The following is a 13,438-nucleotide window of genomic DNA, read 5'->3' on the forward strand; positions in this document are numbered from 1 at the left end:
GTGCTAAGTAAAGTGACTCAACAAGCCATTACGCTATCTATGTGTGTTGCTATTACCAATGATAGCCAGTTATTGCCTGCACAATGATGCCTCCATAGTGCGAAAAATACCAAGGCAGTACATTGAAGAGTACTGCCTTGGTATTCCATTATATCAGCTGGTTTTATGCTGCTCCGCTAATACATCAATACCCTGTTGTTTCAATAAGGCAACTAGCTTAATCAAAGGTAAGCCTATTAAGGTGTTAGGATCATCACCTTCAAGCTTGCTAAATAAACATATCCCTAACCCCTCACTCTTAAAGCTGCCAGCGCAGTTATAAGGCTGCTCTGCATGCAGGTAGTTTTTAATGTCTGCTTGGCTTAATTGCTTAAAGTGCACGGTAAAAGGCTCGACTAAAGCAAGTGTGTTATCCTTTTCACTGTCATAAACGCATAAGCCAGTATAAAAAATAATAGTTTTGCCGCTAAATTTAGTTAATTGTCTAACCGCATTGTCGAAGTTATGGGGTTTACCTATAATCTCGCCTTCACAGACAGCTACCTGATCTGAACCAATAATTAACGCCTTTGGGTAGTCTGCGCTAACCGCTTTTGCTTTTTCAATGGCCAGGCGTTTAACTAAAACTTGCGGTGATTCATCTTGTTGTGCACTCTCATCAATAGCAGGCTTTGCGCAGTGAAATGGTATTTGCAGCTTTGCTAAAATGGTTTTACGAAATGGAGAGGTTGAGCCGAGTACTAAGGTTTTCATATTTAGCCTTTAAAATGGGAATAACGAGAGGAATAGCTATAGTTACGCAATTGTTTACTTAGAGCACAAATGTTGGCTAAATAAACAGTTTTTAGGCAATTATTGCTATTATTGGTTCTATCTTGAGCTTTTAAACAAAATAGTGCAATTTTCTTTTGACACTTGCCTATAGGGACTATATTATGCGCGCCTTATGCAGAATCTTAAACTTCCAATAACAATTAGCCCATCCCGTAGTGCACAGCGCAGACTTGTGTGTGAAGGTGAGTATAAATTGTCAGATATGACTCGACTACTTGCTGAATGCGAAAGCGGAAGCGAGGATGTCAAAGTTAGTGTTAAGTTTAATGTCGATGAACGTGGTTTGACAGTAATGTCAGGTACGGCTTCGACATTAGTTGCATTAACTTGTCAGCGGTGTAACGAAAATTTTGACCATGCACTTAAAGTAGATTTTACTTTTAGTCCGGCCAAAGATGAGGAAGCCGCTGAAAAAATTCCGTCATATTATGACGTAATAGAATTAGATGAAAATGGTGAAGTAAACTTACGCGAATTAATAGAAGAAGAGTTTATGCTCATTATTCCATTAATTCCACGGCATAACATTCAAGACTGTGCAGCTGATGCTGATTCAGTTTGGGGTGAATTGCCAGAAGAGCTTGAGAAGCCAAATCCATTTGATGTATTAAAACAATTCAAGTAGTTAATAAGCATAAAGCCCTTTAACTAATAACCGATTTAGGAGAAACTCATGGCAGTTCAAAAAAGCAAAAAGTCTCGTTCAAGACGTGGCATGCGCCGTTCACATGATGCAGTTACACCAGAAAACTTATCAGTAGATCCAGTATCAGGTGAAACGCATCGTCGTCACCATATCACTGATGATGGCTTTTACAAAGGCGTTAAAGTAATCGCTGTTTAAGCGATTACTTCGTTATAGTAAATAGTTTAGGCTTTTCGCTTGAGCTTAAATACTAATCTAACCATAGCGTTAGATGTTATGGGGGGCGATCAAGGCCCCTTTATAACACTTTCTTCAGCAATCATGGCGATAAAAAATCAGCCTAACTTGCACCTCATACTTTGTGGTGATGAAATCATCATTACAGAAACGCTTGCCCGTCTTAATATTTCTAAAGAAAAATTTGCCAATCATAAGCAATTAAGTCTTTTTGCCACGTCACAAGTCGTCACCATGACCGATAAACCCATTGTGGCGTTACGTAGCAAAAAAGACTCATCCATGCGTAAATCTCTCGACCTAGTTAATGAAGGGCGTGCACAAGCTTGTGTCAGTGCTGGAAATACCGGTGCACTCTTTTCTATGGCACACTTTGTCTTGAAGACCTTACCTGGGGTCGATCGTCCAGCACTTATTTCATCTTTACCGACTCACGATGACGATAAACATGTCTTTATGCTTGATTTAGGTGCCAATGTCTTTTGTGATTCACATGTATTATACCAGTTTGGTGTTATGGGCTCCGTCATGGCAGAACAAGTCGATGGCATTAGTAAGCCGCGCATTGCCTTGCTTAATATGGGTGAAGAAGCCATTAAGGGTAGCGACCATATAAAACTTGCCGCTCTTGAATTAAGTAAAGATGAAGATATTAACTACATCGGTTTTATTGAAGGCTGTGATATTTTTTCCAATAAAGCGGATGTCATTGTCTGTGATGGCTTTGTTGGTAATGTTGCACTAAAAACGTGTGAAGGTGTCGCTCGGTTAGTCTATGAGAAATCAAAAGCGGCTTTTAATGCTAGCTTAGTGGCTAAGGTGTTTGGTTCTTTGTTAAAGCCTAGCTTTAAAAAACTCTTTAAAACCATGAACCCCGACCAGTACAATGGCGCAAGTTTGATAGGATTACGCGGGATTGTGGTAAAGAGTCATGGTAATGCCAATATCGAGGCTTTTTATGCCGCAATTATGGAAGCCGTTAAAGAAGTTGAAAGGCAAGTACCTGAAAAAATCAAAAACTCTTTAGAGCAGGGTTTATCTGCTCGATAATGATTCAGCGTCACTTTTAGAAAAATTGACAACTTCAGCTTCAATAATAAATAATCTTCTTCATTAAATAGCACTTAAATAGAGTATCAATATGCACAATAAATTAGCCTTCATATTTCCAGGGCAGGGTTCTCAAACTGTCGCCATGCTCAGTGACTTTTCAGAAAACACTATAGTACAAGCAACCTTTGCCGAAGCCTCTACCGCATTGGGTTATGACTTATGGCAATTAGTTGCTCAAGGTCCAGTAGAAAAACTAAATCAGACCAATTTTACCCAGCCAGCATTGCTAACCGCCAGTGTCGCCCTATGGCGAGTTTGGCAAGCAGAGTCTGAGGTGATTCCTGAGGTCATGGCCGGCCACAGTTTAGGTGAATATTCAGCCTTGGTTTGTGCGGGTGTTTTTACCTTAAGTGCCGCGGTAGTACTGGTGGAAAAACGTGGTGAATTCATGCAAGCCTGTGTACCATCTGGTGTTGGCGCCATGGCTGCGGTCATTGGTTTAGGCGATGAAGAAACGATTAAGGCCTGTGCAGCGGCAAAGCAAACGCAAGTCGTTGCCGCGGTGAATTTTAATTCCCCTGGACAAGTGGTTATTGCTGGCCATAAAGAAGCCGTTGAGCGTGCCACCGAGCTATGTAAAGCGGCAGGTGCTAAACGGGTTTTACCGCTACCGGTAAGCGTGCCATCACACTGTGCGTTAATGAGTGATGCCGCGACTAAGTTGGCTATTGAACTAGATAAAATCAGCTTTAACGTGCCACTCATTAATGTGGTTAATAATGTTGATGTTGCTAAAGAAACAAGTAGTAAAGCAATCAAAGCCGCTTTAGTTAAGCAATTATACTCCCCCGTTCGTTGGCGCGAAACTATTTGTCTGCTAACAAATGAGGGCATTGATAAAATGGTTGAAGTGGGTCCTGGTAAAGTACTACAGGGCTTAAATAAGCGTATTAATAAATCAATAAAAAGTGTTAGTTTCAACACTATTGACACTTTACAACAAGCAAAAGAACTACTGAATAAGTGAATTTAAATAATAACTTAATGTTATAATTCAAACCATCACATCAAGTTAGTAAATGAATTAAAGTAAAGAACTCGTTATCTTATTCAGCAAGTTAACGTTATAAAATAAAAATAGTAGGTAAAATATGTTTTCATTAGAAGGTAAAGTTGCTTTAGTAACTGGCGCGAGCCGCGGTATTGGTAAAGCTATAGCAGTACAATTACAAGCACTTGGTGCAACGGTCATTGGTACTGCTACTTCAGAAACTGGCGCAAATAACATTACTGAGTACTTAACTGCCAATAATGGTACTGGTATGGGTCTAGTGCTCAACGTGACCAGTGATGAATCGATCAGTGCAATGTATGCTGCGATTAAAGCAGCACATGGGGCAATTGATATTTTAGTCAATAATGCTGGCATTACCCGTGATAACTTGTTTATACGTATGAAAAATGACGAGTGGCAAGATGTTATCGATACAAACCTAACGTCGGTCTTTAAAGTAAGTAAAGCCGCTATTCGTCCAATGATGAAGAAACGCACGGGCCGTATTATTAATATAGGCTCGGTTGTGGGTACTATGGGTAATGCCGGTCAAGTCAACTATGCTGCGGCTAAAGCTGGCTTATTAGGTTTTACTAAAGCATTGGCACGTGAAGTGGCTTCACGTGGCATAACCGTCAATACTGTTTCACCAGGTTTTATTGATACGGATATGACAAAAACACTTACGGATGAGCAAAAAGAGGGCATTTTCTCTCAAGTACCGGCAAAGCGTTTAGGTAAGCCAGAAGAAATTGCTAGCACGGTAGCCTTCTTAGCATCTGATGCAGCCGCATATGTGACCGGTGAAACTATTCACGTCAATGGTGGTATGTATATGATCTAAGCCTTATTTATTAAGGCTTAGATAGTTTTAAATAATATTTTTCAATACTTCAACAGGTTAGACCAGATAAAAAAGTGAATTAGATGCTTGCATGGCAAGCTGTTGACGAATACACTACACCCAATTTGAAAAAATGCACTTTCAGTAAAGGAAATAAAATGAGTAATATCGAAGAACGCGTAAAAAAAATCACCGTTGAACAACTAGGTGTTAGTGAAGCAGAAGTTAAAATTGATTCATCATTTGTTGATGACTTAGGTGCTGATTCATTAGACACTGTAGAATTAGTTATGGCGTTAGAAGAAGAATTTGATACTGAAATTCCTGACGAAGAAGCTGAAAAAATCACTACAGTTCAAGCAGCAATCGATTACGTTACTGCTAACCAGTAATTGTTAATAAGTTCGATATAATCGAGCTTAGTAAAATATTAAAAGCGGTATACTTAATTGTAAGTGACCGCTTTTTTTTATGTCTAAGATGACGGTATTAGCCAATTTAAGTGTTCATTTGGCTAATACAATTAATTTTTCGGAGGCCGCTCTGTTATGAGACGTATAGTAGTTACAGGCATTGGCATGCTTAGCCCATTAGCCAACACAGCAGAAGAAACATGGGAAAAATTACTACTTGGCAAAAGTGGTATAGGTAATATTGATTATTTTGATACCACAGATTATCCAACTAAGTTTGCTGGTTTAATAAAAGATTTTGATGCGCAAAATTATATGGAGCGCAAAGAAGCCAAAAAAATGGATTTATTCATTCAATATGGTGTTGCTGCGGGTGTGCAAGCTTTTAAAGATTCTGGCCTAGAAGTTACCGAGCAAAATGCTCCTCGTATTGGTGTTGCTGTTGGCTCTGGTATTGGTGGTTTAGGTTTAATTGAACAAAACCATAATAAGCTATTAAAAGCCCAAGGTAATCCCCGTAAGTTATCGCCCTTTTTTGTACCTTCAACCATCATTAATATGATTGCCGGTCACATATCTATTATGTTTGGCTTGCAAGGCCCTAATATTGCTATTACCACAGCCTGTACTAGTGGTGTGCATAATATCGGTCATGCGGCTCGTATGATTGCCTATGGTGATGCCGATGTTATGGTGGCCGGTGGTGCTGAAAAAGCGTCTACGTCTCTAGGTATGGGCGGTTTTGGTGCTGCACGGGCTTTATCTCGTCGCAATGACGACCCTGAGGCTGCATCGCGTCCTTGGGATAAAGACAGAGATGGTTTTGTGCTTGGTGATGGTGCTGGTATTATCGTTATTGAAGAATATGAACATGCCAAAGCGCGTGGCGCAAAAATTTATGCTGAGCTGGTCGGTTTTGGCATGAGTGGTGATGCTTATCATATGACTTCACCGCCTGAAAGTGGTGAGGGTGCCGCGCGTGCTATGCAAAATGCGATTAATGATGCAAAAATTGATATCAGTAAAATTGGCTATATCAATGCCCATGGTACTTCGACACCCACGGGTGATATTGCCGAAACCAATGCCGTTAAAAAAGTCTTTGGTAACAGTGCGCACAAGGTCATGATGGGCTCTACTAAATCAATGACTGGGCATTTATTAGGTGCTGCTGGCGCTGTTGAAGCTATTTTTAGTATTCAAGCACTGATGAATAATCAAGTGCCACCAACGATAAACTTAGATAACCCAGGCGAAGGTTGTGATTTAGATTATATTGCCGGTGCTGCACGTGATGTTAAACTGGAATATGTGCTTTGTAACTCTTTTGGCTTTGGCGGTACTAACGGCTCTTTGATCTTTAAGAAAATTTAGCTAAGCGAGTCAAACTAAGTTAAATTACTTGAAAAAAAATGAGTAAGCCTGAATACTAACCCCTACTTAGGGGGAAGTCTTCAGGCTTTTTTATGTCAATAATTAATATTATTAAGATAAAATATGAAATATTGCTCGGTAAATGGTCAACAACAAACAGAAATAGCGGTAACAGAACGCGGATTAGCCTACGGTGATGGCATATTCACCACGGCAAAAATTGTCAATGGCGAAATAGTATTACTGAACAAGCATATAGAGCGATTAACCCTAGGTTGCCAGCAATTAAAGCTGCAAGTTCCATTCATGGCCAAGTTAACGGCACAATTGCAATCGCTTGCTAGGGCTTATCCGCTGGCGGTATTAAAAGTGATAATTACTGCCGGCAGTGGTGGCAGAGGGTATTCAAGAATAGGGCTAAACGATAATGCCAGCAATGTTATTATCATGATCTCTGATTTTCCTAGCCATTATACCGCGTTAGCCCAGCAAGGAATTAACTTAGGCGATAGTAAGCAACAGATCTCTATTAGCCCAATGCTTGCCGGATTAAAGCACCTTAATAGACTCGAGCAAGTGTTATTTAGGGCTGAGCTTGATGAACGTATTGAAGATGATCTTATTGTGACTAATTACCTTGGTGAGGTGATTGAGGTAACCAGTTCAAATTTATTCTATTGGTTAGATGGGCACTTATGCACGCCAGATTTATCAACATCCGGTGTTGATGGTATTATTAGACAGGCCATTTTGGCTAAATATCCGCAGATCAAAGTCTGCCATACTAAGTTAGTCGAGCTTAAACAAGCACCAGCAATGTTTATCTGTAATTCTTTAATGGGCATAGTGCCGGTAAAAACGTACAATAATAACCTACTGACTATGGATGCGGTATTACAGCTGCAAAACGAAATGAAAGACTTTATCTGACGCTTTTTTAGTGGTTAGATAATTTATTACCTGTTAAGGAAAAATGTGTGCTTAGAAATCTTATTATTTTTATGCTATTAATATTGTTGGCTACCGCGGGAACCTTGCTTTACCAATTTGATAAAGCATTATCTACGCCACTAGCGCTTGAAAACGATAGCTTTTTAAAAGTAAAGCCCGGTAGCTCAATCAGCTCTTTTGCTAAGCAGTTAGAGCAGCAACAATGGTTAACTAACCGTTTTTGGCTGAGAACTTATGGCCGATTATTTCCGCACAAAGCCAATATTAAGGCCGGTACCTATCTGGTCACTAAAGGTACTACTTTAGCGCAATTATTAGTCCAGTTGGTTAAGGGTAAAGAACACCAATTCACGGTGACTTTTATTGAAGGCACTCGTTTTCAAGATGCGGTAGTTATTCTGGCAGAGCACCCTTATATTAAAAAAAGCATTCAAGGTGATACGCTCAGTGAAATAGCGGTAAAAGTTGGCATCGATTCAGCAAACCCCGAAGGTTGGTTATTTCCCGATACCTACGCCTTTACTGCCGATACCTTAGATATCATGTTATTGAAACGTGCTTATGCCAATATGCAGACACAGCTAAATCTTCTCTGGAAAAATAGAGCAGAAAATCTGCCTTATAGCACACCTTATCAAGCGTTGATTATGGCTTCCATCATTGAAAAGGAAACCAGCTATGTTGCCGAGCAAGCTGTTATATCCTCTGTTTTTGTTAATCGATTACGCAAAAAAATGCGTTTACAAACCGACCCTACGGTGATTTATGGCTTAGGGGAACGTTATAAAGGTGATATTACGCGAGCCCATTTACGAGAAAAAACCCTGTATAATACCTATCGGATTCATGGTTTACCACCAACACCTATTGCAATGACTGGTTTGTCAGCTTTAAAAGCGACACTAAACCCAGCGACTAGTGATTACCTATACTTTGTTAGTGATGCTAACGGCAAACATGTTTTTAGTAAAACCTTGGCTGAGCATAATCGCGCTTATAGGGATTACCGGAAAAAACAAAGAAAAAAACAGCAGAGCAAAAGTAATAATATTGTTAACTAGTCATTACCCCATAATTTAATATAAAAAATAACTGACCCAAGGTAAAGCTCAAGTATGTCTACAGGAAAATTTATTGTCATTGAAGGCATGGAAGGCGCAGGTAAATCCTCGGCGATTGCTGTTATTGAAAGTATCCTAAATAAACAGGGTATAGCGTATATTAATACCAGAGAGCCAGGTGGCACACCTTTAGCTGAAGCCCTGCGTGACATGGTGAAATCGGTAGAGCATCAAGAAAAGCTCACCGTTGAAACAGAGCTGTTACTTATGTATGCCAGTCGTAGTCAATTACTTGCCAACAAAATACTGCCTGCTTTAGCTGCAGGAAAGTGGGTAATAGGTGATAGGCATGACTTGAGTTCACGTGCATACCAAGGTGGTGGTCGAGGTTTTGAGCAAAGCATCATGGATACCATTAGTGATATAACGTTAAAAGGCTTTCGCCCTGATATCACCCTCTATTTAGATATAGACCCACATATTGGTTTATCTCGTGCTAAAGCTCGGGGGAATTTAGACCGTATTGAATTAGAGCAAATGGATTTCTTTATCCGAGTTCATAATAAATATCGAGAGCTAGCCGCACAAGATAAAGCAATTATTACCATTGATGCGGCGCAAACCATGGTGCAAGTGCATCAGGATATAGAAAAAGTGGTTATTGAGTTTATCGCTGCAACAGACTTGGATTAGAGCGCGAATATGTTACCAATTTGCCGGGAAAAGCAAAGACAATTAAGTCAACAATATCAACAACAAACCTTGGCTCATGCCATACTATTACAAGGTATAACCGGTTCGGGCACAGAGGCATTGGCACAGTGGCTCATTGAGCTGCTAATTTGCCAAGCGCCACTATCAAGCAATGATGCAGTGACTGGCGAGGTTATCAACCTAGCCTGTGGGCAATGTAAAGCTTGTTTACTGAGAAAAAGTAAAAGCTATCCTGATCACTTATTATTAACCAGTGAAAATAAAACCTTAGGGGTTGATGATATTCGCCGCGGTAATGCTTTCCTAGAAAAAACAGCTCACCTTGGTGTGGTGAAAACCATTTTAATTCCTCAAGCTCAAATAATGACGGTTGCTGCGAGCAATGCTTTATTAAAAACCTTAGAGGAGCCAAGTGCTAACAGTTATATTGTCTTAATCACCGATGATCTGGATAGTTTATTACCGACCATAATTAGTCGATGCGCAATATATACTATTAGGCCTATGGTAGGAGAAGCCTTGCTGGCACAACTCAAAACATCGCTGCATGAAAACACGCAAGTTCGTAATGACTCAGCCATGAACAGCGGCATAAATGCTAATGCTTTTGTTAATTTATCCCAACTAGCAGAATTAACTGACGAGGATGTTTTTCAAGCGTTTCAACACTTTAATCAATGCTTTCTAGCTTACTTAAATCATGGAAAAAGTGAAAGTGACTTACTTAATCAGCTGGTTGATAATATTCACGCTTTACGTTGGTTAGAAAAGATAACCTGCAATCTAGTAAGACAATATTATCTTGTTAAAGACCCTGAGCAGACTAATCTTGTGGTTAATAAAGAAATTTCAATACAGATGCTTAATCAAATATATCAAGCTATCATCAGTAGTAATAAACTGATAAAGTCTTTTACACAAGCTAATCGACAATACGTTGGTGCACAGCTACTTATGACGATAAATGATATCGTTAGACCATCGACATAGGAGACCAACTTGGTTCCACTAAACATAGAGTTTCATTCAGAGCGTGATCTATATCTTGCCTTTATGCCTTTTCTTAAAGAAGGTGGGGTTTTTGTTCGTACACCACGCCAATATGAGCTAGGTGATGAAGTTGAGTTACACATATTGCTGCCCGATGCGTTAGAAGAGTCGGTCGTTCATGGTGAAGTTTGCTGGTTGACCCCCATTGGCGCGCAAAACGGTACCCCCCCTGGTGTAGGTATTACTTTTGTTAAAGATCCAGAAAAAATACGCCATCAAATTGAGCAAATCATTGCTCGACACTTAAATTCTTCCGAGCCTACGCTAACTATGTAGCTTGGTTTTCTTGTCACAAAATGAAGTAGTGACAAAAATTATAACCGCTTAACACTTTTAAAGCACAGGAGTTCCTCGTTGTTTATAGATTCCCATTGTCATTTAGATCGCCTTAACTTATCCCTTTATGATGATAATCTGGATAATGTTATCCAGGCGGCCAAAGCGGCTAAAGTAGATAAAATACTTTGTGTCAGCGTAACGTTAGCTGATTTCCCTGAAATGGCAGCAAAAACGGCTCATTATGATAACGTCTTACTTACCTGTGGTGCTCACCCTTTAAATCAAGAAGATGAAATTAGTCCTGAGCAGCTATTAGCCTTAAGTAAAAATGAGCGAGTTATCGCCATTGGTGAAACTGGCTTGGATTATCACTACGCACCAGAGACTAAAGCGCTGCAGCTTGATTCCTTTAAAAAACATATTCACGTTGCCAAGCAATTAAATAAGCCACTTATTATTCATACCCGAGCCGCACAAGAAGATACTTTAGCGTTATTACGCAGTGAAGGAGCAGAGCAGGTCGGTGGTATTCTACATTGCTTTACGGAAAGCTGGGATATGGCTGAACAAGCAATAGCATTAGGTTTTTATATTTCGTTTTCAGGCATAGTGACCTTTAAAAATGCCAGCGCATTAAGAGAAGTTGCCGCCTTAGTACCCGATGATAAATTCTTAATTGAAACAGATGCGCCATATCTTGCCCCGGTACCTTATCGAGGTAAAGAAAACCAACCAGCCTTTGTGGTCGAAGTCGCTAAACATTTAGCCAGTATTCGAGGTCAGTCGGTTGAAAAAATAGCCCAGCTTTCTAGTGATAATTTTAATCGCCTCTTTAAGCTTTAATGGTATTTTAGCACCTTGAATCAATTGATAGCTTGCTAAAATTTAGATAAAAAAAGGCCCAAACATATAGTTTGGGCTCAAAGATTGGCTCAAGGGGTTTGAGCCGTGCGCTAATTAACCATAACCTGATAACCAAGATAAAAACAAAAACAAAAACAAAAATAAACTAGGTGGTGTAATCCTATTTACTAACCTCTTAGCAGGAAAATCTTACTTCATGCTAAGCTTGTGTAACTAAGTGTAGTGGATGTTTTTTAAATAGCGAATGTTTCTGTATGTATTTATTTTATCAAACTAAAACAATGTCTTACATTGATGTTATGCTTTTTTAATTGATTTTTAATAGCGGATATTAACCGTGGTAATAGCGTTTTATCACAGCTTTTACCGCGGATAAAACCCTTGCGTTCTTAGCCTCTTAGGACGGCTATTTTAGCAGAGATTTATCGTTACTAACTGATAATAATCGCAGCCAGCGGTTATCATCAGTTAGTTGTTATCACCTTGCTTTTAGGTAATAAAGCTAAACTTTCCTCAGCAAAACCGACCCCAGCATCGGTATAAAAGTTAAACACTTTATCAATACCAAATTCTTCCAGTTGTAAACGTTCATCATCATAGCGGGCAACAGCCGCAATTTTCCCTTGATAATTTGCTGCCTTTAACTGGGCAGTAATACTGATGGCATCTTGTACCGAGGGTAGCGCCAGCAAGACTAATTGAAGTCGTGAAAGATCAATACTTTCCCAAAAATGAATATCCTCAGCATCACCATAATAAGCTTCGACCCCTTTGTTTGTTAACCAGGTTATTTTTTCTTTATCAGCATCTAAGCCCCATGCAGAGCTAGTACTATGGCTATTAATGGCTTGATAAGCGCCGATGCCAACACGGCCCATGCCGATGATAACTATAGGGCGCTGACAGGGTTGACAAAAAATGTCCTCTTCGAGTTTAACTTGGCGCTCAAATTTTGATAAAAAACCTCTATATTTAGCAAAGAGTGTGTGGGCAAAGCGATAAATGATATTGGTTAAAATAAAGGAGATAGATACACTTAATGCTAGGATCACTAGCCAATCATTACTAAGCCAACCAGCGGTCACGCTTAATGCGCCAACAATTAAGCCAAACTCACTATAGTTACTTAAAGCTAGGGCACTAAGGAAGGCACTACGGCAACGCATTTTTAATAGGCTGAAAATGCCATAAAACAGCACAAACTTAATCGGGATCAACAGCACTAATAAACTCGCTAAACCTAGCATCTCTAGTGTCGGCACCGCAGTAAAGCCAATCGATAAAAAGAAGCCTATTAAAAAGATATCTTTAAAACTCATTAAGGCTTTATTAATTTCAGTCGCTTTAACATGGGAGGCTAAGAACATGCCGACCAGTAGTGCGCCTAAGTCACCTTTAATGTTAACTAGCTCAAATAATTCATAGCTACCTAGCGCGAGAAAAAAGCCCATTAAAGGCATTAATTCACCATGGCCAACATGGCTAATAATCCTATTAATAATAGGTTTTATTAGAAATAAACCCAGTAGAGCAAAAGCCCAAAGCGATGGCATTTTACCGGTAGCGACAACTAAAAAGACAACGGCGACAATATCTTGAATAACCAGTATACTGACCGCTAATTTACCGTGGCGAGTACGCATTTCACCATTTTCTTCTAATAATTTTATCACGCAAACTGTGCTGCTAAAACTTAAGGCAAAAGCAATTAACGCCGCAGTCATTAAGTCTAAGTCACTGAAGTAACTCACCGACATGAGCGCGAGTATCTTGACAAAGGTTATGGTAACAACCATCCAAACTAAGGTGTGTAAAGAGCAACCCAACCAAACTTCGGTTTTGAATAGGTTGGTCACGTTCAGCTTTAAACCTATGGTAAAGAGCATGATGGTGATACCTAAATCACTTAATATACTTAAGCTTTCATCGGCTTGATAACCAGCGATATTTAAGATGAAACCAGCAGCAAGGTAACCTATTGAGGGGGGAAGTGAGGTGGTTTTTGCTGCCAAGCCGCAGATAAATGCGAAAAGTATCCAGATAAAGTCCATAGCATTACTCTAA

15 protein-coding genes are annotated in these 13,438 nt (G+C 39.6%); 13 read left to right on the forward strand and 2 right to left on the reverse strand.

Going from position 1 to position 13,438, the window contains the following annotated elements; all coding sequences use genetic code 11:
* Window positions 1–153: 153 nt before the first annotated feature.
* Window positions 154–753, reverse strand: coding sequence for a Maf family protein (locus tag MTCD1_RS04325; RefSeq protein WP_057181131.1), 600 nt, complete (start codon window positions 751–753; stop codon window positions 154–156).
* Between the two features lie 193 nt (window positions 754–946).
* Between MTCD1_RS04325 and yceD the strand changes: the two genes are divergently transcribed.
* The 13 genes from yceD (at window position 947) to MTCD1_RS04390 (ending at window position 11,353) form a co-directional block, all read left to right on the forward strand.
* Entirely contained in the window at window positions 947–1,459 is a 513-nt protein-coding gene (yceD, locus tag MTCD1_RS04330) for a 23S rRNA accumulation protein YceD (protein WP_057181130.1), read from the forward strand.
* A 48-nt stretch (window positions 1,460–1,507) separates the two neighbouring features.
* Complete coding sequence (rpmF, locus tag MTCD1_RS04335) at window positions 1,508–1,678, forward strand: 50S ribosomal protein L32 (protein ID WP_057181129.1); 171 nt, start codon at window positions 1,508–1,510, stop codon at window positions 1,676–1,678.
* Window positions 1,679–1,717: 39 nt separating this feature from the next.
* Entirely contained in the window at window positions 1,718–2,767 is a 1,050-nt protein-coding gene (gene plsX, locus MTCD1_RS04340) for a phosphate acyltransferase PlsX (protein WP_082606502.1), read from the forward strand.
* 91 nt (window positions 2,768–2,858) lie between these two features.
* Window positions 2,859–3,797: an ACP S-malonyltransferase gene (gene fabD, locus MTCD1_RS04345; RefSeq protein WP_057181128.1), complete on the forward strand. Its 939-nt coding sequence runs from the start codon at window positions 2,859–2,861 to the stop codon at window positions 3,795–3,797.
* Between the two features lie 124 nt (window positions 3,798–3,921).
* On the forward strand, window positions 3,922–4,668 hold the full coding sequence (gene fabG, locus MTCD1_RS04350) for a 3-oxoacyl-ACP reductase FabG (RefSeq protein ID WP_057181127.1): 747 nt from the start codon (window positions 3,922–3,924) through the stop codon (window positions 4,666–4,668).
* Window positions 4,669–4,826: 158 nt separating this feature from the next.
* Entirely contained in the window at window positions 4,827–5,060 is a 234-nt protein-coding gene (acpP, locus tag MTCD1_RS04355; protein WP_011043112.1) for an acyl carrier protein, read from the forward strand.
* Between the two features lie 156 nt (window positions 5,061–5,216).
* Window positions 5,217–6,455: a beta-ketoacyl-ACP synthase II gene (gene fabF / locus MTCD1_RS04360; RefSeq protein ID WP_057181126.1), complete on the forward strand. Its 1,239-nt coding sequence runs from the start codon at window positions 5,217–5,219 to the stop codon at window positions 6,453–6,455.
* Window positions 6,456–6,578: 123 nt separating this feature from the next.
* On the forward strand, window positions 6,579–7,385 hold the full coding sequence (gene pabC, locus MTCD1_RS04365) for an aminodeoxychorismate lyase (protein WP_057181125.1): 807 nt from the start codon (window positions 6,579–6,581) through the stop codon (window positions 7,383–7,385).
* A gap of 47 nt (window positions 7,386–7,432) precedes the next feature.
* Window positions 7,433–8,467, forward strand: a complete 1,035-nt coding sequence (mltG, locus tag MTCD1_RS04370) for an endolytic transglycosylase MltG (RefSeq protein WP_057181124.1) — start codon at window positions 7,433–7,435, stop codon at window positions 8,465–8,467.
* 54 nt (window positions 8,468–8,521) lie between these two features.
* On the forward strand, window positions 8,522–9,160 hold the full coding sequence (tmk, locus tag MTCD1_RS04375) for a dTMP kinase (RefSeq protein ID WP_057181123.1): 639 nt from the start codon (window positions 8,522–8,524) through the stop codon (window positions 9,158–9,160).
* Window positions 9,161–9,169: 9 nt separating this feature from the next.
* Window positions 9,170–10,171 (forward strand): DNA polymerase III delta subunit-related protein, encoded by a 1,002-nt coding sequence (locus MTCD1_RS04380; RefSeq protein WP_057181122.1) that lies wholly within the window; start codon window positions 9,170–9,172, stop codon window positions 10,169–10,171.
* Window positions 10,172–10,180: 9 nt separating this feature from the next.
* A complete protein-coding gene (locus tag MTCD1_RS04385; protein ID WP_057181121.1) occupies window positions 10,181–10,507 on the forward strand; it encodes a PilZ domain-containing protein in 327 nt (108 codons plus the stop codon).
* Window positions 10,508–10,585: 78 nt separating this feature from the next.
* A complete protein-coding gene (locus MTCD1_RS04390) occupies window positions 10,586–11,353 on the forward strand; it encodes a TatD family hydrolase (RefSeq protein ID WP_057181120.1) in 768 nt (255 codons plus the stop codon).
* Between the two features lie 485 nt (window positions 11,354–11,838).
* Here the strand turns inward: MTCD1_RS04390 and MTCD1_RS04395 are convergent, their stop codons facing one another.
* Complete coding sequence (locus tag MTCD1_RS04395) at window positions 11,839–13,425, reverse strand: cation:proton antiporter domain-containing protein (RefSeq protein WP_057181119.1); 1,587 nt, start codon at window positions 13,423–13,425, stop codon at window positions 11,839–11,841.
* Window positions 13,426–13,438: the final 13 nt, after the last annotated feature.

Source organism: Colwellia marinimaniae (assembly GCF_002207865.1).
Lineage (GTDB): Bacteria > Pseudomonadota > Gammaproteobacteria > Enterobacterales > Alteromonadaceae > Colwellia > Colwellia marinimaniae.